Annotated in this window: 18 protein-coding genes and 1 riboswitch; of the genes, 6 read left to right on the top strand and 12 right to left on the bottom strand. The window is 59.4% G+C overall.

Annotation, left to right across the window (positions count from 1 at the left end; all coding sequences use genetic code 11):
* The first annotated feature begins 30 nt into the window (after positions 1 to 30).
* Positions 31 to 624, top strand: a complete 594-nt coding sequence (locus tag LRO94_RS05535; RefSeq protein WP_032886312.1) for a phosphoheptose isomerase — start codon at positions 31 to 33, stop codon at positions 622 to 624.
* Entirely contained in the window at positions 621 to 1202 is a 582-nt protein-coding gene (locus LRO94_RS05530; RefSeq protein WP_032886311.1) for a BON domain-containing protein, read from the top strand. The genes LRO94_RS05535 and LRO94_RS05530 overlap by 4 nt, the downstream gene beginning before the upstream one ends.
* Before the next feature lie 68 nt (positions 1203 to 1270).
* On the opposite strand, the gene LRO94_RS05525 is transcribed toward LRO94_RS05530, so the two are convergent.
* The 7 genes from LRO94_RS05525 to LRO94_RS05495 form a co-directional block, all read right to left on the bottom strand.
* Positions 1271 to 2044, bottom strand: a complete 774-nt coding sequence (locus LRO94_RS05525; RefSeq protein ID WP_032886310.1) for an OmpA family lipoprotein — start codon at positions 2042 to 2044, stop codon at positions 1271 to 1273.
* 235 nt (positions 2045 to 2279) lie between these two features.
* Complete coding sequence (locus LRO94_RS05520) at positions 2280 to 2924, bottom strand: MBL fold metallo-hydrolase (protein ID WP_095183863.1); 645 nt, start codon at positions 2922 to 2924, stop codon at positions 2280 to 2282.
* 162 nt (positions 2925 to 3086) lie between these two features.
* Complete coding sequence (locus LRO94_RS05515; RefSeq protein ID WP_122752421.1) at positions 3087 to 5816, bottom strand: LuxR C-terminal-related transcriptional regulator; 2730 nt, start codon at positions 5814 to 5816, stop codon at positions 3087 to 3089.
* A 242-nt stretch (positions 5817 to 6058) separates the two neighbouring features.
* Positions 6059 to 7423 (bottom strand): DUF1329 domain-containing protein, encoded by a 1365-nt coding sequence (locus LRO94_RS05510; protein ID WP_032886307.1) that lies wholly within the window; start codon positions 7421 to 7423, stop codon positions 6059 to 6061.
* 30 nt (positions 7424 to 7453) lie between these two features.
* A complete protein-coding gene (locus LRO94_RS05505) occupies positions 7454 to 9316 on the bottom strand; it encodes a DUF1302 domain-containing protein (protein WP_032886306.1) in 1863 nt (620 codons plus the stop codon).
* A 330-nt stretch (positions 9317 to 9646) separates the two neighbouring features.
* The gene (locus LRO94_RS05500) at positions 9647 to 11329 is read right to left on the bottom strand and encodes a fatty acid--CoA ligase (protein WP_032886305.1); all 1683 of its coding nucleotides are present in this window, start codon (positions 11327 to 11329) and stop codon (positions 9647 to 9649) included.
* A gap of 261 nt (positions 11330 to 11590) precedes the next feature.
* Positions 11591 to 12223 carry a LysE family translocator gene (locus LRO94_RS05495; protein WP_016978297.1) on the bottom strand — a complete coding sequence of 211 codons (633 nt, stop codon included), beginning with the start codon at positions 12221 to 12223 and terminating at the stop codon, positions 11591 to 11593.
* 84 nt (positions 12224 to 12307) lie between these two features.
* Here LRO94_RS05495 and LRO94_RS05490 point away from each other — a divergent pair, with 84 nt between their 5' ends.
* From LRO94_RS05490 to LRO94_RS05480, 3 genes are all read left to right on the top strand, one after another.
* Positions 12308 to 13273: a 2-hydroxyacid dehydrogenase gene (locus LRO94_RS05490; protein ID WP_032886304.1), complete on the top strand. Its 966-nt coding sequence runs from the start codon at positions 12308 to 12310 to the stop codon at positions 13271 to 13273.
* Positions 13274 to 13303: 30 nt separating this feature from the next.
* A complete protein-coding gene (locus LRO94_RS05485; RefSeq protein WP_032886303.1) occupies positions 13304 to 14302 on the top strand; it encodes a class I SAM-dependent methyltransferase in 999 nt (332 codons plus the stop codon).
* Positions 14303 to 14352: 50 nt separating this feature from the next.
* Positions 14353 to 14474, top strand: a riboswitch (yybP-ykoY riboswitch).
* 88 nt (positions 14475 to 14562) lie between these two features.
* Positions 14563 to 15147, top strand: a complete 585-nt coding sequence (locus LRO94_RS05480; protein WP_005784895.1) for a TMEM165/GDT1 family protein — start codon at positions 14563 to 14565, stop codon at positions 15145 to 15147.
* 135 nt (positions 15148 to 15282) lie between these two features.
* Here the strand turns inward: LRO94_RS05480 and LRO94_RS05475 are convergent, their stop codons facing one another.
* The 4 genes from LRO94_RS05475 to LRO94_RS05460 form a co-directional block, all read right to left on the bottom strand.
* A complete protein-coding gene (locus tag LRO94_RS05475) occupies positions 15283 to 16101 on the bottom strand; it encodes a M48 family metallopeptidase (RefSeq protein ID WP_032886302.1) in 819 nt (272 codons plus the stop codon).
* Between the two features lie 141 nt (positions 16102 to 16242).
* Positions 16243 to 16863 carry an SOS response-associated peptidase gene (locus LRO94_RS05470; protein WP_179179510.1) on the bottom strand — a complete coding sequence of 207 codons (621 nt, stop codon included), beginning with the start codon at positions 16861 to 16863 and terminating at the stop codon, positions 16243 to 16245.
* A gap of 36 nt (positions 16864 to 16899) precedes the next feature.
* A complete protein-coding gene (locus tag LRO94_RS05465) occupies positions 16900 to 17160 on the bottom strand; it encodes a putative signal transducing protein (protein WP_095183856.1) in 261 nt (86 codons plus the stop codon).
* Positions 17161 to 17171: 11 nt separating this feature from the next.
* On the bottom strand, positions 17172 to 17354 hold the full coding sequence (locus tag LRO94_RS05460; RefSeq protein ID WP_081797681.1) for a CPXCG motif-containing cysteine-rich protein: 183 nt from the start codon (positions 17352 to 17354) through the stop codon (positions 17172 to 17174).
* Between the two features lie 132 nt (positions 17355 to 17486).
* Between LRO94_RS05460 and LRO94_RS05455 the strand changes: the two genes are divergently transcribed.
* Positions 17487 to 18650 carry a 1-acyl-sn-glycerol-3-phosphate acyltransferase gene (locus tag LRO94_RS05455; protein ID WP_177326426.1) on the top strand — a complete coding sequence of 388 codons (1164 nt, stop codon included), beginning with the start codon at positions 17487 to 17489 and terminating at the stop codon, positions 18648 to 18650.
* Between the two features lie 120 nt (positions 18651 to 18770).
* Here LRO94_RS05455 and LRO94_RS05450 read toward each other — a convergent pair whose 3' ends face one another.
* On the bottom strand, positions 18771 to 19028 hold the full coding sequence (locus tag LRO94_RS05450; RefSeq protein WP_095184310.1) for a hypothetical protein: 258 nt from the start codon (positions 19026 to 19028) through the stop codon (positions 18771 to 18773).
* Positions 19029 to 19133: the final 105 nt, after the last annotated feature.

The following is a 19133-nucleotide window of genomic DNA, read 5'->3' as shown; positions in this document are numbered from 1 at the left end:
CAAATAGCCGCGCTAATTAAGGTCACACAGATGGACATGCAATCCCGAATTCGCCAGCTTTTCCAGGCCAGCATCGACACCAAGCAACAGGCGATGGACGTACTTGCACCGCACATCGAGCAAGCCAGTCAGGTCATGGTTAATGCCTTGCTCACCGAACGCAAAATGCTTTCGTGCGGCAACGGCGGTTCGGCCGGCGATGCCCAGCATTTCTCGTCCGAATTGCTCAACCGCTTCGAGCGGGAGCGTCCGAGCCTGCCGGCTATCGCCTTGACCACCGATTCGTCGACGATCACCTCGATAGCCAATGACTACAGCTACAACGAAATCTTCTCCAAGCAGATCCGCGCCTTGGGCCAACCAGGCGATGTACTGCTGGCGATTTCCACCAGCGGCAACTCGGCGAATATTATTCAAGCGATCCAGGCCGCACATGATCGCGAAATGATTGTCGTAGCATTGACCGGACGCGATGGCGGCGGCATGGCCTCGCTGTTGCTGCCCGAAGATGTTGAAATTCGCGTCCCGGCCAATGTCACCGCACGTATTCAGGAAGTCCACCTGCTGGCGATCCACTGCCTGTGCGATCTGATCGACAGCCAACTGTTTGGGAGTGAAGAATGACCGTTAACCGCCTCGGCCTCTTGGCCATTACGCTGTGCCTCGGCATCAGCGGCTGCAGCACGGCGATCACTGCGACACGTGACACCCCTATTCAGGATGACAAGGGCACCCGCACCTTCGGCAGCAAGATTGACGACTCGTTGATCGAAACAAAGGTCGAAGTAAACGTCGCCAAAGCCGCAACGGACTTGGGCAACGGTGCGTCGCGTATCGTCGTAACCAGCTTCAACGGCGTGGTGCTGCTCGCAGGCCAAACGCCGCGCGCCGACCTCAAGGCCCAGGCCGAACAGGCCGCTGCGTCGGTTCAGCGGGTCAAGAAGGTCCACAACGAATTGCAGGTCATGGATCCGATCACCCTGCTTGCCATCAGTAATGACGCGCTGCTGACCACCAAGATCAAAGCGCAGATGCTCACCGACAATGCGATCCCCGGCTCGCGCATCAAGGTCGTGACGGACAACGGCATCGTTTACCTGATGGGCCTGCTGACCCAGGCAGAAGCCACCCGTGCGTCCAACCTGGTACAGGGCGTATCCGGCGTGCAGAAAATCGTGAAGGTGTTCGAATACATCGACTGATGTAATCGACAGCCACAAAAAAGGGCGCCGTGCATTGACTGCACGGCGCCCTTTTTATTAGCCGTTGTTTACTGGTACTGCGAGTACGGGTTGCCTTGGAACTGGTTGTTCTGCTGTGGCGCCTGTTGCTGGGTGCCCGGCTGGCCGTACTGCTGGCCAGGGATTGGGCCCAGGTTAACTTCCACGCGACGGTTCTGAGCGCGACCGTTGACGTCGGCGTTGCTGGCAATCGGGTTATCCGGACCGGCACCACGGGCACTCAGGTTTGCACCGTTGACGCCTTGGGAGGTCAAGTAGTTGGCCACGCTCTGCGCACGACGCTGGGACAGGTCCATGTTCAGTTGGCGGCTACCGGTACTGTCGGTGTAGCCAACAATCTGGATGGTGTTTTGGTTGAACTGTTTGAGGGAGTTGGCCAGATTGTTCAGCGGCTGATAGAAGCTGCTGGAGATCGCATCCGAGTTGGTCGCGAAGGTGATGTTGCCCGGCATGATCAGCTTGATCTGGTCACCCTGGCGCTGAACTTCAACTCCAGTGTTGGCCATGCTCTCGCGCAGTTTCTTTTCCTGTTGGTCGGCGTAGTAGCCATAACCCGCGGCACCAGCACCCGCCACCACCGCACCGATCAGCGCACCCTTGCCACGGTTGTTATGGTCAATGGCAGCACCGGCCAACGCACCGGCAAGAGCACCGAGACCACCGTACTTGGCGGTTTTGCTCATACCGCTGGATTCATTATTCGCCTGTCCCTGGCTGCTGCCGTCATAAGGATTAGGTGAAGCGCAGCCGGACAAAAGGGCTACGGCGGTGGCGACTACAAGCAGACGACGCGGAGTGAACATGAAGAGAGCTCCTACTTTTTGCATTCTGTGGTGCAGAGGACATTGGCAATGGACCTTTGCCGAGTTTGGAACACGACAAATGGCAAAAATTCCGTGAACACTCGCGCAGCTGTAACGAAACGTTAGCCCGCATTACCGCTGTAGAAAACGTAGCAGACCCAGCCTGAACGCGACCTGCGTTTTTACTACAACAGATTACCCCTCATGAAACATGCATCAGCCCGCTTTCACCTCCTCAAGCCCGCACAAATGGATTCTCGCGCATCTCATCGCCCAGTCGCGTGTCCGGTCCGTGGCCGGTGACCACCGTGGCACTCTCGTCCAGCGTATAAAGCCGCTGCTTGATCGAGCGCACAATCGTGGCCTGGTCCCCACCCCACAAATCTGTACGCCCCACGCCACGACGGAAAAGCGTATCGCCGGCGATCAGCAGCTTGGCGTCCGCAAACCAGAAACTCATCGAGCCCGGCGTGTGACCCGGAGTATGCAAGGCAACGCCACAGCCGCAGGCTAACTCTTCATCATCTTCAAGCCAACGGTCTGGCGACGGCACGGGGGTATAAGGCACGCGAAACATCTGGCACTGCATTTCCAGGTTGTCCCACAGAAACTGGTCTTCCTTATGCAGGTGCAAGGTGGCGCCAGTTTTCTCTTTCAACTGACCCGATGCCAGGAAGTGATCGAGGTGGGCATGGGTATGGATGATGCTCACCACCTTGAGGCCCAGCGCGTCCAGGCGGGCCAGGATCAATTCATGGTTGCCGCCCGGGTCGACCACAATGGCTTTTTTAGTAATGGGATCGCCGATGATGGTGCAGTTGCACTGCAGGGGACCGACAGGGAAGGTTTCGCGTATGAGGGGTGGCTGTGCGGTTTCCATGAACGGGCCTCTGGTGCAAATTAACTGGGGGGTTGGGCAGTATCGCCACGATAATTGCACTATTAAAACAGACTGGGACCGCTTCGCGGCCCAACGCAAGCAAGCTCGCTCGCCACAAGAAGCTTACTCACACAAAAAACTCTCACCGCAAACGGTCAAGCGCTAACCAATCAACCTCAACTCCTGCGCCCTCGCCACCGCCTGAGTGCGTCGCTCCACGCCGAGCTTGCTGTTGATATGGCTGGCGTGAGTCTTGACAGTGTGCAGGGAGATAAACAGTCGGTTGCTGATCTCCTGGTTGGAGCAACCTTGGGCGATGAGTTGCAGCACTGCCAGTTCCCGGGCGCTCAGACTTTCATGACTAGGTGACGCGTGCACTTCAGCAACGGTAGGCAGAAGTGCCAGAAGGCTCTGATTCAGCAAGCCATGGGGATCCTTGCCGAGTTGCTCGCGCATCCAGTCCGGGTGGTTTTCCAGCAGCCTCTGGAAAGGTTGCAACGCCCCTCCGGCGCCAGCCTCAAGCGCTCGGGACAGTACCGGCCGCGCCTTGGCTTCCTGACCGCATTCCAGCAGCAACTGCGTCTGCTGGGCGAATGCCATCAGTGCAATCATCTGCCGCCCACAGCTATGAGCGTGTTGCGCCAGTTCGTCGAGCCGTTGCAAAGCAGCGTCGGGTTGATGACGAATGGCATCAAGGGCGGCTTGTTGCAGCCCGATATGTTGCGGCAAATGCGGGTGGAATTCCGGCGCAGCGGCAGCATGCTCGCCGTTGTAAGTCTGCCCCAGCCGCGTCAACCAGGCATCGGCCAGATCGGTGCGGCCTTGGGCCAGCCACAGCTCGCATTTGATCAGGGTGATCATCGCCAGATAGTAGATCGGCGGCACGTCCCAGATATGCATCAAGCGTTCGGCTTCGGCGAGTTCGGCGAAGGCTTTGGAAAAGTCATTGCGCCGCCCTTCGAAGCTGGCGATCACGCAATGGCCGATCAGTACGCTGATGTCGCGACAGGCGCGCGCCTCGGCCAGACCCGCCCGCAGGTGAGCGATACCGGCGTCAGGTTGATTACGCATTAACAGCAAATAGCCTTCGTACAACGACAGTCGCGCACGCACCGCATACAGCCTCTGCGGCGCCAGACCGTGCAAACGTTGCAGGCCCTGACGCACTTCATCAAGGGCACGCAGGATCTCACCGCGGGCCTGCAATACCCGCGCGCGGTCGTAATGGGCCAGGGCTTCGAACAAAGGGTTGCCGACGCGCTGCGCCAGTTCCAGGGATTCGCGGTTCAGGCCACGGGCGCGCCACAAATCGCCATCGGCGATGGCCAAGTTGGACAGCGTCGACAGACACACCAGGCGCTGGCCGTAACGCCGTTGCGGCAGGCTTTCCAACGCCTCACTGCAATAGCGCTGAGTCAATTCACGATCACCTCGGCCCCGAGCGATAATCCCGCTCAGCGCCAGCCATTGGGCCAGCATTGAGCGCTGTGCAGTGGCCGAGGGCGCCGGCAGGAAGCGACTGAGGTACGCGGACAATTCCTCCGCCGCATCCAACTGGCAGGCCAACCCCAATGCCCAGCTGTACAACACGATCAAGCGCGGTGTGCTGATCAGCAGGCTGTCGGGCAAGTCCATTTTCCAGCGCAGCAACATGCCGACATTCTGCTCGGCCAGCAGTTGCTCTTCGGACAGGTTCTGCACCAGGTTGGCCGCCACGTCGAGGTGCCCGGCGCGTAAAGCCTGCTCCACCGCCTCATCGATCAAACCCTGGGCGTTGAACCAACGACACGCGCGCAGGTGCAGGCTGGCGGCTGGCAATACATTGCTGCTCGCACGGCGGGTGCGCAGCAGGTCGGAGAATAAATGATGATAACGGTACCAGTGGCCCTGCTCGTCCAAGGGCACCAGGAACACTTGGTGCGCTTGCAGATAACGCAGGATTTCGGCGCTGTCATGAGCTTCGCGCACGGCGTCACACAGTTCGCTGCAGAAACGGTCCTGGGGCGCAGTGTCGAACAGGAACGCCTGCACTTCGGGTGGCAAGCAATCGATCACCTCCTCCAGCAGGTAGTCGCGGATCAGCCCTTCTCCACCGTGCAGGCTTTGCGGCAATGCGTCTTCGTTGCCGGCTTCGGAAGCCGCCAGCAGCCAGAAACGCAAACCGGCTACCCAGCCTTCGCTGCGGCGGATCAGGTTGTCGAGGGCCTCACCACTCAGGGAACTGCTGTGGCGATCCAATAGCGCCTGAGATTCGGCATGGGTCAGGCGCAGGTCTTGCTCGTGCAACTCCAGCAAGTGCCGTGACAGACGCAAGCGTGCCAGATGCCAGTCGGGGCGCTGGCGACTGGTGACCAATACCAGCAGGCCATCCGGCAAATGGTTGAGGAAAAACTGAAGACAACGGTCCAGCACCGGACCCTGGGCCAGATGATAGTCATCCAGTACCAGTAACAATGGCGCGCGCGTGGACAGGTGAACCGCGAGCTCATCAAGCAGGCCATCGAGCCATTCTTCAAAGGCAAAGGGCTGGTGACGCTGGCGCATTTTCAGCAAGCCCAGGGATTGAGCGCCGAGTGCGGGGAAGTAGTGTTGCAACCCCTCGAGCAGACGCTCAAGGAAGCGCCCCGGGTCGTTGTCCCGAGGGCTCAGCCCAAGCCATAGACTTTGCCAGTGAGCCGGCAGGCTCTGGCAGAACTCCACCGCCAGCGAACTCTTACCGAACCCCGCCGGGGCGCTGACCAGCAGCAACCGTCCTTCGAGACCAGCGCTCAGCCGTTCACACAGGCGGGGGCGCAGCACATAGCCGTCAGGCAGCGGAGGCCTGTAGAAGCGACCTTCCAGAGTCGGGATTACCGCACTGGCAGGCCCTTGGATTCGGGACAGATCAGTCATCGCCGGGCTCTTGTAGAAGGCTGTTGTCGGCATTGCAGATGTCCGCAGACTAGCGGTAAAAGCAGCAGCTTTGTAGATCTTTGCAACATTTGCCTGAAAAAGAACTGAGACAAAAAATATCGCCACAAACAAAAAGTGGGAGGGGGCTTGCTCCCGATAGTGGCGGATCAGTCAATACACGTGCTGACTGTCACACCGCTATCGGGGGCAAGCCCCCTCCCACATTGAGTTACTCGTGCCGCTTAGCGAACACCGTCCTGGCGCAGGGCCGCTGGGGTGAAGTCGCTGGTCGTGGCGGTGAAGCCGAAATCATAGGCCTGCTTCTCTTCGTTCTTCATGCCCAAAGCCAGGTAGCGGCCGGACTGCAGGTCGTAGAGGGTTTCCAGGGCATACCACGGCACCTGTTTGTCGTAGTAGTTCTCGGCATGGGCCTCGGCGACGCGCCACAGTTGGCCGCGACCGTCGTAGTGATCGATCACTGCCGCTTGCCAGGTGTCTTCGTCGATGAAGAAGTCACGCTTGGCATAGATGTGGCGCTGACCTTCTTTCAAAGTGGCGACCACATGCCAGACACGGCGCAGCTCGTAGCGCGTCAGGTCCTGGTTGATGTGGCCGGCCTTGATGATGTCAGCGTACTTGAGTTTCGGATCGTCGATCTTGTAGCTGTTGGAGGCGATGTAGATTTCCTTCTTGCCTTCCAGTTTCCAGTCGTAGCGATCCGGCGCACCGTTGTACATGTCGAGGTTATCGGAGGTACGCAGGCCGTCGGCGGCGGTACCCGGCCCGTCATAGGACACTTGCGGCGCCCGGCGCACACGGCGCTGGCCGGCGTTGTAGACCCACGCCGAACGCGGCTCCTTCACTTGGTCCAGGGTTTCGTGCACCAGCAGCACACCACCGGCCAGACGTGCCGGCGCGGTCACTTGCTGCTTGAAGTAGAACAGCACGTTGCCCGGGTTTTTCGGATCGAAGTCCTTCATCTTGTCGCGGAACACGAACTGGTCGCGAAAGTACACCAGGCTGTAGGAACCGTTGGTTTGCGGCGTGGCCTGGGTCACCAGGCGGGTCACGCTGCCACCGCGATAACGGGTGATGTGGTTCCAGATAACTTCCACGCCGCTTTTCGGGATCGGGAACGGTACGGCGGTTTCAAAGTTTTCCAGGCCGTTGCCGCCCGACACCAGGTTGGTGGTGGTGGCGTTCTTCTTGATGGCGGCGAACACATCCGCCGGCACGGTAGCGCCGCGATGGGTCGGGTAGACCGGCATCTTGAAGGTTTCCGGGTAACGCTTGAACATCGCGTACTGCCCCGGTGCCAGCTTGTCTTTGTACTGCTCGACGTTCTGCGCGGTGATGGTGAATTGCGGTTGTTCACTGGCGTATGGGTTGGCCAGGAAGCCTTTGGCATCCACAGCACCCGCGTTGGTAGGCAGTGGCGACCACTTAGGGATAGTGCCCGCCGCGTTACCGGCCATTTCAGCGCCCATCGGGGTCAGGCTCGTACCCAGCTTGGCGGCTTCATCCGCCGACACTGCCGCCATGACGTTACTCGCCAGGATCGACAGCCCAAGCACACCGACGTGCAACAGACTTTTGGTTATTTTCATGTTCTGGTTCTTCCTGAAAATACAGTGTGCTTAGAAGTTCGCGCCGAGGCTGAGGGCGACAAAGTCGCGATCATTCACCGTCGTGAACTTGCCACCAAAGAAGTTGGTGTAAGCCAGGCTGGCGGTGTAGGTGTTCTGGTACTCGGCGTCCAGCCCCAGGCTGACGGCTTTGCGACCCTCTTCGAAGTTAGCGCCAGGGCCAGGAGCATAGCCCTTGACGTCATGGGACCAGGCCACGTTTGGCTTAAGGTTTACACCCGCGAAGACGTCCGGGTATTCCCAGATAGCCCGACCGCGATAGCCCCAGGAAGTGGCAGTGGTGAAGCCATCGTTGTTGCAGTTGGTGCTCAAGCCGTTGGCGTTGGCAAGCCCAGCACCTTGCGCGGTGGAGGTATTCAGCGCGTTACAGGCATTGTTCGGAAGTGTGCCCGGGCCAAAGACAGGGTCACGGCCGTAGCGCACGTCCGACTTGCTTTCCAGACCACCCACATGGGTGACACCTACTTCACCAACCAGGGTCAAACGGCTGGCGCCCATGACTTGGTCGAAGAAGTGGGTAAACGTAGTTTGGAACTGACTGACCTCTTTACGACGATAGCCATGCAAATCCTGACCTGGCGATCCGTTGAGCAAGGAGGCATTACCCAAAACCGGGCCGCCAAGCGGCTTCACGCCAGCAAACAGAATGTCAGTGGAGTTCAACTGCACCGGCGCGTTCGGGCGATAGCTCAACTCACCGCTCCAGGCCGTCCCGGTAGGCAAGGTGGTGGAAAAGCTTAAGCCATACAGACGGATATCTTCTGGGTACTCGATGAAGTAGTTGGAGTTACCCGCGACTACCAGCGGCGCTAATTGCCCCACTTGCGCAGCACTGGCAAACGCCGCCCGAGAAGCGCCTTGCGCACTGAAAATCGGCGCCCGGCTGTGATAGTTCATGAAGTACGCACCGAACTCAGTGTCGAGCGGCTCGAAGTTGTAGTGCATCGCGGCGCCCCACTGACCACTGTCACGTGCGTCACGATCAGGACCGCGTTTTACCAAGACACCTTCATTGTTGATATCAACTCCACGGGCTGCCAACGCAGGCAAGAATTGCGCCGGGACAGCGGAGCGTTTATTCAGCACCCTCAAATTGTCTTTGCAGCCATCAGACACGATGTCCGGCTGTGAGAAGAACGTCCCGCAGTTATCCGTGACGGTCTGATCCCATTCCAACTGATAAAAGGCTTCCGCCGACAAGTTATCGGTCAGCGTTTGCGACACATAGAACATGTTGACCGGAATCAGGCCTTCCTTGATTTCGGCGCCCGGACGACGGAACGCAGACACGTCGATCGGGTTGATGGAGTTGATGCCGCCGCCGATGAAGGTACTTTCGCCCCAACTCACCACCTGCTTACCGAACCGCACGCTACCCGGCTGATCTGCAATCGCGTAGTTGTGGTAGATGAACGCGTCGAGAATCTGCCCGCCAGAAGACTTGGCGCCTTCTTTGCGGTTGTTGTCGCTGATGTCCTTGAACTCACGGCTCTCGTCCTTGAGTTCGAAGTCATACCAGTACTTGCCGCGCACGAATACACCGGTGTCGCCGTATTTCAACTCCAGGTCATGAATACCCTTGAAGATCTTCGAGAACGTTTCACCGCGCTTGAAGTTCAAGTGTCCATCATCGGAGGTCTGGGACAGGCCTTTACCACCGTTGTTGGCGCCGATCAGATCCTGGTTGGGCTTAGCTGTCGACCAACTCGCCCCCACCGAAAGCGACGAGTCAAAACTCCCTTCGATTTCACCGATATTGAAACTGACGCCGAATGCGGGCCCGGCGAGCGTAGAGGCGAGACTGACGGCCAGGGGCAGTCTTGCCCGGCGCCAGAACTGGTTTACTGAGGTCATCGACGCTACTCCATGTGCATTATTGTTATGGCAGTGAGTTCTTTCTGTGATGCTTGTAACGGCCGGAATACAACGATTCCAATGCCGCCTGGCAACTGAACCTCCATGGCCCGAAGCGACGCATCCTTGAAAAACTCTGGGTGGGACTATAGCCAGCAGGGGGTACCGCTTGATCCCTCTAAAGTGTGATTTGCATCACCAACCCGTCTGCCACAGCCCTTTCGCCATGTCGGCGAAGGCCGACGCGGCAAGGATGGCTGAAAATTGGCAAATCACAAGTGAGGGCGCGAGATAGAGCATCGCCGTGCCACGAGGGCACGGCAAATCAGCTCAGAGGGTGGACAGGAAGGTACTGTTGTTGGCCTGCCACTCGACGATGTCAATACGGATACGTTTTTTGTCGAGCTTACCGACACTGGTCTTGGGAATTTCGGTAACAACGGCGATCTGGCTCGGAATCGCCCACTTGCTCAAATGGCCCAGTTCGACAAAAGGCTTGAGGTGCTCCTTGAGCTCGCGGGCCCCTATCACATGGCCATCATGCACCACCAGCAGCGCAAACGGACGCTCGCCCCACTGCGGATCGGCGATGCCCACCACCGCTACTTCGCGTACCGCCGGGTGACGGCTGACCAGGTCTTCAAGGGCCAGGGAGGAGATCCACTCGCCGCCGGTCTTGATCACATCCTTGATGCGGTCGCGGATATCGATCACGCCAAATGCATCCAGCGTGGCCACATCGCCGGTGTGCATCCAGCCGCCGGCCCATAGCTCCGCGCCCTTCTGCGGCTCGTTGAAATAGCCCTCGCTGAGCCACGGCGCACGCAGCACCAGCTCGCCCTGGGACTCGCCGTCGGCGGGCAGGAAGTTGCCCTCGCTGTCGATGATTGCCGCGTCCACCAACGGCCCTGGCACGCCGGCCTTGATGCGGTAGGTGATGCGCTCGTCTTCGCTGCCGGCAAGTAGTTCTTCGTTGAGGTGGGCGCAAGACACCAGCGGCCCGGTCTCGGACATGCCGTACGCAGCGGTCAGCTGAATCCCACGCGCCTTCGCCGCCTCATACAACGTGCGATTGAGGGCGCTGCCACCGATGACGATTTTCCAACCGCCAAAATCGACGCCTTGGGCGGCCTTGGCGTTGAGCACCATTTGCAGGATGGTCGGCACGCAGTGGGAGAAAGTGACCTTCTCCTTGCGCCACAGCTCCACCAGGTATTCGGGGTCGTAGCGGCCGGGGTAGACCTGTTTCAAGCCGAGCATGGTCGCCACATACGGCAGCCCCCAGGCGTGCACATGAAACATCGGCGTGATCGGCATGTACACGTCGTTGGTGCCCAGCAGGCGCACGCTGTCGATGCAGCCCATGATGGTCGACACCCCGATGGTGTGCAGTACCAATTGGCGGTGGGTGAAGTACACGCCTTTGGGGTTACCGGTGGTGCCGGTGGTGTAGAACGTGGTCGCGACGGAATGCTCGTCGAAATCCTGAAAGTCGTACTTGGTGCTGGCGGCAGCCAACAGGGTTTCGTACTCGCCTACCAGGTTAGGCAGCTCGGCCGTTTTTGATTCACCGTCAGTGAGCAGCAGCGTCTTGTCGACGGTGGTAAGTTGCCCGGCGATGGCTTGGTACAAGCCCACGAACTCACTGTTGACCAGCACAAAGCGGTCTTCGGCGTGGTTCATGGTGTAGAGAATCTGTTCCGGCGACAGGCGCACGTTGATGGTGTGGATCACCGCGCCGATCATCGGGATAGCAAACATGCATTCCAGGTAACGATGGCTGTCCCAGTCCATCACTGCCACGGTATCACCGGCCTTTACCCCGGCTTCGGTCAGCACGTTGGCCAAGCGCGCGACCCGCTCGATCAGGGTCGGGTAGGTGTAACGCAGCTTGTCGCGGTAGACGATTTCCCGGGTCTTTTCGTAGCGGGCGCCGGACATCAACAGGCGCTTGATCAACAGCGGATATTGGTACGCACCTTCGGCGGGGGGAATAACACGGGTCTGCAACATACGAATCCCTTTTATGACTGCACGGTCTTGGCTGAACGATCTGCACTGTAGAGCGCTTATGTTTCAGCTAAATCAGCCAAAGGAATGATTTGCAGCCCCCAGTGAATGCTAGCTTTGCGCCATTATCCAGGGACACTAGAGGTCAAATGTGGGAGGGGGCTTGCTCCCGATAGCGGTGTTTCAGTCGACACATGTATTGACTGATCCACCGCCATCGGGAGCAAGCCCCCACATTCGATTGTGCTCACTTGAGACCCGCGTTTACTTCATGCTCGTGAACGCCAGTTTCACGCCGATTGCAATCAACACCGCCCCCATGGTCCGATCAAACCAGTGCCCCATCCGCGCAAAGCCTGCGCGCACGCGCTGCTGGCTGAACAACATCGCCACCAGGCAAAACCACAGCGCCGTCGCCACCGCCAGATACACACCGTAACCGGCCTGGATCGCCAGCGGCGTGTGCGGGTTGATCACTACGGTGAACAGCGACAGGAAGAACAGCGTGGCCTTGGGATTCAAGCCATTGGTCACGAAACCGGCGGTAAACGCGCCGCGCGGGGTGCGCTCGCCCGCTTCACGGTGCAACTCGCCCTCGGCGACAGGCTTGGCCGGTTGCGCGCGCAGGGCCTTGAAGCCGATGTACAGCAGGTAGGCCGCCGCCGCCCATTTCAGGGCGTTGAACAACACGATGGACTGGGAAACGATCAGGCCGATACCGAGCAACGAATAGCCCACGTGCAGAAAAATCGCCGAGCCCACACCCAGCGCGGTCCAAGTCCCGGCGCGACGGCCGTGGGTAACACTTTCGCGAACCACCACCGCGAAATCCGGGCCGGGGCTGGCCACCGCCAACAGGTGAATCAGGGCTACGGTCAAAAACTCGGCGGCGTACATATTCACTCCATTAAGTAACGGATTATTTCATCTGATAGGCTCGGCAGATTACGCCTTCGAACCCTGTCGCAAAAGGTACAGTTGATGACGAACAATCGCCGCGCCGTCTTCCTTGATCACCCGTCCCTGGACCTTGGGGACCTCGACCTCAGCGGTCTGAGAGACTGCTTCAGCGACCTGCAGCTGTACTCTGATACCACGCCGCTGAATGTGATTGCGCGCCTGCAAGGCGTCCAAGTAGTTATCAGCAACAAGATTGCCCTGAACACCGAAACCCTGGCGGCCTGCCCGGACCTCAAGCTGATCCTGGTATCGGCCACCGGCACCAACAACGTTGACCTCGACGCCGCCCGCGCCCACGGCATCACGGTGAGCAATTGCCAGGGCTACGGCACGCCTTCAGTGGCGCAGCATACGATCATGCTGCTGCTCAACCTGGTGACGCGTGTAAAGGACTATCAGCGCGATGTGAGCGCAGGCAAATGGCAAGAAGCCAAGCAGTTCTGCCTGCTGGACTACCCCATCGTCGAGCTTGAAGGCAAAACCCTCGGTTTGCTCGGCCATGGTGAATTGGGCAGCGCCGTGGCGCGGCTGGCCGAGGCTTTTGGCATGCGCGTAATTCTTGGGGCCATTCCCGGGCGCCCTGCACGTGCCGACCGCGTGCCCCTGGATGAACTGCTGGCCCAAGTGGACGCACTCACCCTCCACTGCCCACTCAACGAGCACACTCGCGACTTTATCGGCGCCCGCGAACTCGCACTGCTCAAGCCAGGCGCGTTTGTGGTCAACACCGCGCGCGGTGGCTTGATCAACGAACAGGCCCTGGCGGATGCCTTGCGCAGCGGTCACTTGGGCGGCGCGGCCACCGATGTGCTGAGCGTGGAGCCACCGGTCAACGGCAACCCGTTGCTGGCCGATGACATTCCCCGGCTGATCGTCACACCGCACAATGCCTGGGGCAGTCGCGAAGCGCGGCAGCGGATCGTCGGCCAACTGACGGAAAACGCCCTGGGCTTTTTCAGCGGCGCCCCGCTGCGCGTCGTCAGTTGATAAACTGCGCCCCTTTTCAAGGAGCAGACCATGGATCCGCGCAGTGAAGTACTGCTTCGTCAGGCCGAACTTTTTCAAGGCAACCTGCTGTTGGTGGGCTTGCCCGCCGACGACCTGCTGGGTCGCCTGCCCAACGCCCATGGGTGGTGCTGGCATGCAGGTGACCAAGCGGCGCTCGACGCACGCTTCCCGGACCGCAGCCAATTTGGCGTGAATGTGCCAGAGCGTGAGTTCGACGCCGCGGTGATTTTCCTGCCCAAGTCCAAGGACCTCACTGACTACCTGCTCAACGCCGTGGCCGCACGCCTGCCCGGCGCCGAGCTGTTTTTGGTCGGCGAGAAAAAAAGCGGTATCGAAAGTGCCGCCAAGCAGATGATCCCCTTCGGCAAGCCGCGCAAGCTCGACAACGCCCGGCATTGCCAGCTGTGGCAAATCACCGTTGCCAACGCGCCGCAAGCAGTGGAACTGGAGAGCCTGGCGCAAGTCTTCGAAGTGCCACTGGCCGAAGGTCCGCTCAAAGTAGTGAGCCTGCCGGGCGTGTTCAGCCATGGCCGCCTGGATCGTGGCACCGAGTTGTTGCTGGCGCATTTGGACAAATTGCCGAGTGGCCATCTGTTGGACTTTGGTTGCGGCGCCGGCGTGCTGGGGGCTGCGGTGAAACGTCGCTACCCGCACAACAGCGTGACGATGCTGGACGTGGACGCCTTCGCCGCTGCCAGCAGCCGCTTGACCCTCGCTGCCAATGGGCTGGAAGCCGAGGTGCTCACCGGTGATGGCATCGATGCTGCACCGATGGGTCTGAATGCGATCTTGAGCAACCCGCCGTTCCATGTCGGTGTGCACACCGATTATTTCGCCACCGAGAACCTGCTGCGAAAAGCAGCGAAACACTTGGCAAAAGGCGGCGAACTTCGCTTGGTAGCTAACAGTTTCCTGAAATACCAACCGCTGATTGAAGAGCATTTGGGCGTGTGTGCGATCAAGGCCGAGGGCAATGGTTTTCGCATCTACCGTGCCAAACGCGGCTGATGGCTATTTGAAAAAGAAGGCTTGCCGAATGGATTTTGCCTAGGCAGAATCCGCTCCGTCCTAGGGGAGTAGTCTCCCACGAGCGCCACGCTCGTCCGGCATACGTCAACATACTTGGTCAACAGACCATGGCGTATGCGACCCAGGAGTCCGCACAGACGGACCGGGGTTTGACAAGACCTATGACACGCACACCTTACCCGGGGCGGGAAGGCTGTACGTGTCATAGCCGTGTCGACCCGCCCCTGGAAACTTACCTGATGCTGGATTCATTACTCGTTCCTACCGCAATCGTTGCCTTGGCCGAAATCGGCGACAAGACGCAACTGCTCGCGCTCATTCTCGCTGCTCGCTTCCGCAAGCCTTGGCCAATCATCGCCGGCATCGTCGCCGCGACCCTGGCCAACCATGCGGCTGCAGGCGCAGTGGGGGCCTGGTTTGGCAGTTTTTTCTCGGATGCGGTGTTGCACTGGATCCTCGCAGCGAGCTTCTGCGCCACTGCGCTGTGGACCCTGGTGCCAGACAAACTCGACGATGACGAAGCCAGTACCACCCGCAAGTTCGGGCCGTTCCTGACCACGCTGATTGCATTCTTCCTGGCGGAAATCGGTGACAAGACTCAGATCGCCACGGTGATGCTGGCCGCGCAATATCCGGAGCTGTGGCTGGTGATTATCGGCACCACTCTGGGCATGTTGATTGCCAACGTACCGGTGGTTCTGGCGGGGAATTTCGCGGCGGAGAAACTGCCGCTGACGTTGATTCGTCGACTGGCGGCTACGGCGTTTTTTGTCCTGGCGATCGTGGCGGTGTACAAGGCCATGCAGAGCAGCGGCTGGATCTAAGGATCTAAGCCTGCAAACCCAATCCAATGTGGGAGGGGGCTTGCCCCCGATAGCAGTAGATCAGTCAATGCATCTGCTAACTGACCCAACACCATCGGGGGCAAGCCCCCTCCCACATTTGGATCTTCATCAGCCTTAGGACTTCTTGGCCTGTTGATACAACGGCATCACCTTAGGAATCGCCGCCTGCAAGGACGCGATTCGGCTGTCCGACGCCGGGTGAGTACTCATGAACTCCGGTGGCGAGCCTTCCGATGCCTTGGCCATCTTGTTCCACAGCGTGATGGCGGCGTTCGGGTTGTAGCCGGCGCGAGCCGACAGTTCCAGGCCGATCAGGTCCGCTTCGTTTTCATTGCTCCGGCTGTTGGGCAAGGTCATGCCGTAGTTGGCAACCGTGTCCGCCAATGCCAGGCTATCTTGACCCAAGCCGAACAACGCACCAGCACCCTGCTTGGCGATCTCGATACCGTACGCTTTGGACATTGCCTCACGACCGTGCTCGCGCAAGGCGTGGGCGATTTCATGGCCCATCACTGCTGCCAACTCGTCATCGGTAAGCTTGAGATTGTCGATCAGTGCGCTGTACACAAAGATCTTGCCGCCAGGCCCACAGTTGGCGTTCATCTCATCGCTTTTGATCAAATTCACTTCCCACTTCCACTGCGCTGCATCAGGACGGAAGGTGGGCGCCTGGGCGATCAAACGCTTGGCAATTGCCTGCACGCGCTTGGCGTTGGCGCTGGTCTTGTCCAACTGGCCTTTGGTACTGGCCTCACCCAGCGTCTGCTGGTAGGACTGGGCATACATCTGGTCGACTTCCTGACTCGACAGCATGCTGAACATGTATTGCTTGCGCTCAACCCCAACGGCGCCGCCGCTGGTGGTATTGACCGACTGACACCCAGCCAGCAGCATCGCCGCAGCCAATACACTTACCGCCAATGTTCTTTTCATCAACACTCTCTCCCTGAAAAAGACGCCCTGAAAAACGCCCTCAAAACATGGCGCGTATCGTAGGCGCTCATTTGTATCAGCGCCAGATACAACAGACGCGTAACCGCGGATTTTCGGATACATCCCACGGCGCCTTCAGGTTTAGGCCGGAGTCAGGCACTCCGGCCCATTGAGCTTGGGATCGTTGACCATATTAGCCAGGACCCGCTCGCGCAGTGGGATGGGCTCACTGGCCAATAGACCTTGCAGCACATGCAACGGCGTCTCGGGATCGAGCCAGGCGACCTGCCCTGCGGCATCAAGAATCAGCGGCCGGCGCTGGCTCTGGGCCGCCTGGGTCACCACCGCCGTGCTCAACCACACTTGCTCCTGCACAGGGTAGGCCTCCCAGATCGCCGCAAAAAACAACGTGGAGCCTTCCCCCGGCGTCAGCCAGTACGGGCGTTTGCGCTGGGTGCCGCGCCATTCATAAAAACCATTGGCGGGCAGCAGGCAGCGGCGCTGGCGAAAGGCCTCGCGGAACATCGGCTGCTCGGCGAGGGTTTCGGCGCGAGCATGGGCCGGGGTGCGGGAAAGGTCGGTCAGCCAGGGCGGCGTCAGGCCCCAACGGGCGCGGGCCAGGGTGTGATGGCCGTCGTTCAGGCGCTGGATCAGCACCGAATCATTCGGGGAGATGTTCCACTGGGCCTGCTGGTCAGCCGGAAAGCCTGGCAAGGCAGCAAAGGAGGGATTCCAGCGAAACAGGGCATAACGTCCACACATGGGGCAACACGACTCTTGGGTAAACCGGCCGACAGCCTAACAGACCAGCACGTCGGGGAAGCTGTCGGGTTCATCACCCGGCAGCGGTTGCGCCCCGATATAGGCAGTAATCAGCTCCCGGGCATCAGCCGCCCGGTCATTGTCTACTTCCAAACCCAAAAGTCCGAAGATCGGTAGCTCGCCGGTGCCGCCGAGCAAATGGCGCCCCACCAAATGTGCTTCGATGCCTTCGCTGGCGAGCATCTGTTGCAGCAGCTCGCCTTCCATCAGGTTTTCCGGTTCGTAGATTCGCTGCATGAGCTTGCCTGTTATTCGTTTTCACTGCGGGTTTCAAGCATCCACTCTTCACCATGGACCTGCAGGTCGAAAATAATCGGTCGGCAACATACCTGACAATCTTCTATGTAGGTCTGATCACCGCCGGATAAATCCACCGCTGTCTCTACCGTTTCACCACAATAAGGACAATCGTACGTCGTAGTTTCCAGCATCGCAGCCTCCAAGGTGACTTGTGCGTATAATCGCCGGTCTATTTACAGGGCTATTTCCGGCCGAGCCCATTACTCGGGCCGCACCCTGATATTTCCTCTACTTACCCTAGCCGTTTCTAACAAGAGAGCATGATGGGCGAATTCGATACCATCCGACCTTACAACGACAGCGAAGTCCCGGCAGTGCTGGACCGACTGTTCAGTGACAAGGCCTTTCTGGACATCCTGACCCACTTCCGCTTCCCGCGCTTTGCCGGCGCCCTGGGCTGGCTGCTCAAGCCGATGATTGCCCGCAAGCTGCGCCGTGAATTTGCCGGCGTCACCACCGTGGCTACGCTGCAGGACAAAGTCGAGTACTACGTCGACCATACCATTGACCGGGCGACCGATGGCGTTACCTACACAGGCGTCGAACAGCTCAAATCCGGTACCGCTTACCTGTTTCTGGCCAACCACCGCGACATCGTGATGGACCCGGCCTTCGTCAACTATGCCGTGTACCACGCCGGCCTGCCGACGCCACGCATCGCCATCGGCGACAACTTGCTGCAAAAGCCGTTTGTCAGCGACCTGATGCGCCTGAACAAGAGCTTTATCGTGCACCGCTCGATCACCGGGCGAAAGGAGAAGATGGCGGCGTTCAACCTGCTATCGGCCTACATCAATCATTCGATACGCAACGACTGCCAGTCGATCTGGATCGCCCAGGCCGAAGGCCGCGCCAAGGATGGGGATGACCGCACCGAGTCAGCCATCCTCAAGATGTTCCATGTCAGCCGCAAGGACGAGCCGTTTGCCGAGGTGATCCAGTCACTGAACCTGACGCCGGTATCCATCAGCTACGAGTACGACCCGTGCGATGCAGCCAAGGCCCGCGAGTTGTATATCCGCGCCACCACCGGGACCTACGTCAAGGCACAGGGTGAAGATGACGTGAGCATTGCCCTGGGCATCACCGGCTACAAAGGCCGCGTGCACATCAACTTCGCGCCGCCTATTAGCGAGCGCTTCGAAGACACCAAAGTGCTGGCCGTGGAAATGGATCGGCAAATTCTCGGCGGTTATCGGCTATTCCCGGTGCACTACCTGGCGTACGCCCAGTGGGCCGACGCCGACCCGCAATTGCAGGTGCCAAAGGCGGCCGAAGTGTTCCCGGCGGATGAGCTGGCGAAGGCGAAAGCTGAGTGGGAACGGCGCTTGAACGAATGCCCGGCGGAACACCGACCATTTCTGGTGGTGCAATATGCGACGCCGGTGCGTAATCAATATCGGGTCAAGGCCGGAATCCCGCTGTAAACACCGATCAGAAAATGTGGAAGGGGGCTTGCTCCCGATAGCGGTGAGTCAGCTAATGAATACTTGGCTGACACACCGCTATCGGGGGCAAGCCCCCTCTTACATTGGTTCTGCCGTGTTTTAGATTCGGGTGCTGAGCCAGGAAATAGCCAGCGCCAGCACCAGGCAGGCGAACCCGATGCGGTAAGCCACACGATTTGCCCGCTCGGTACGCGCGTCCAGGAACAGCATGGGCTGATCAATCGCGCGCGCTTCACTTTGCGCAGCCAGGTCAGCCATGGCGCGCTGCTCGCGCAGGCGGGTGATGGAGAGCAGCGCTGCACCGGAGCAGGCCACCAATAAAGCCACAACATTGATCAACAGTGCGGGCAGCGCCATCGCAAACCTCGGGTGAAACGGTGTCTGGGTATCGGTTCCGATATCAACCTGAACGGTAGAGGCGGCCAGCGCCAAACCGCTCCATCTTCCATGGACGGCTAATGT

The sequence above is a fragment of the Pseudomonas sivasensis genome (assembly GCF_021391435.1).
GTDB classification, from domain to species: domain Bacteria; phylum Pseudomonadota; class Gammaproteobacteria; order Pseudomonadales; family Pseudomonadaceae; genus Aquipseudomonas; species Aquipseudomonas sivasensis.
The sequence above is the reverse complement of the archived record's forward strand: the minus strand, read 5'-3'. Positions and strand labels throughout refer to the sequence as shown.

Coding starts and splice junctions, on each gene's coding strand:
- LRO94_RS05535 (WP_032886312.1), top strand. CDS start 31: ATGGACATGCAATCCCGAATTCGCCAGCTTTTCCAGGCCAGCATCGAC.
- LRO94_RS05530 (WP_032886311.1), top strand. CDS start 621: ATGACCGTTAACCGCCTCGGCCTCTTGGCCATTACGCTGTGCCTCGGC.
- LRO94_RS05525 (WP_032886310.1), bottom strand. CDS start 2,044: ATGTTCACTCCGCGTCGTCTGCTTGTAGTCGCCACCGCCGTAGCCCTT.
- LRO94_RS05520 (WP_095183863.1), bottom strand. CDS start 2,924: ATGGAAACCGCACAGCCACCCCTCATACGCGAAACCTTCCCTGTCGGT.
- LRO94_RS05515 (WP_122752421.1), bottom strand. CDS start 5,816: ATGACTGATCTGTCCCGAATCCAAGGGCCTGCCAGTGCGGTAATCCCG.
- LRO94_RS05510 (WP_032886307.1), bottom strand. CDS start 7,423: ATGAAAATAACCAAAAGTCTGTTGCACGTCGGTGTGCTTGGGCTGTCG.
- LRO94_RS05505 (WP_032886306.1), bottom strand. CDS start 9,316: ATGACCTCAGTAAACCAGTTCTGGCGCCGGGCAAGACTGCCCCTGGCC.
- LRO94_RS05500 (WP_032886305.1), bottom strand. CDS start 11,329: ATGTTGCAGACCCGTGTTATTCCCCCCGCCGAAGGTGCGTACCAATAT.
- LRO94_RS05495 (WP_016978297.1), bottom strand. CDS start 12,223: ATGTACGCCGCCGAGTTTTTGACCGTAGCCCTGATTCACCTGTTGGCG.
- LRO94_RS05490 (WP_032886304.1), top strand. CDS start 12,308: ATGACGAACAATCGCCGCGCCGTCTTCCTTGATCACCCGTCCCTGGAC.
- LRO94_RS05485 (WP_032886303.1), top strand. CDS start 13,304: ATGGATCCGCGCAGTGAAGTACTGCTTCGTCAGGCCGAACTTTTTCAA.
- LRO94_RS05480 (WP_005784895.1), top strand. CDS start 14,563: ATGCTGGATTCATTACTCGTTCCTACCGCAATCGTTGCCTTGGCCGAA.
- LRO94_RS05475 (WP_032886302.1), bottom strand. CDS start 16,101: ATGAAAAGAACATTGGCGGTAAGTGTATTGGCTGCGGCGATGCTGCTG.
- LRO94_RS05470 (WP_179179510.1), bottom strand. CDS start 16,863: ATGTGTGGACGTTATGCCCTGTTTCGCTGGAATCCCTCCTTTGCTGCC.
- LRO94_RS05465 (WP_095183856.1), bottom strand. CDS start 17,160: ATGCAGCGAATCTACGAACCGGAAAACCTGATGGAAGGCGAGCTGCTG.
- LRO94_RS05460 (WP_081797681.1), bottom strand. CDS start 17,354: ATGCTGGAAACTACGACGTACGATTGTCCTTATTGTGGTGAAACGGTA.
- LRO94_RS05455 (WP_177326426.1), top strand. CDS start 17,487: ATGGGCGAATTCGATACCATCCGACCTTACAACGACAGCGAAGTCCCG.
- LRO94_RS05450 (WP_095184310.1), bottom strand. CDS start 19,028: ATGGCGCTGCCCGCACTGTTGATCAATGTTGTGGCTTTATTGGTGGCC.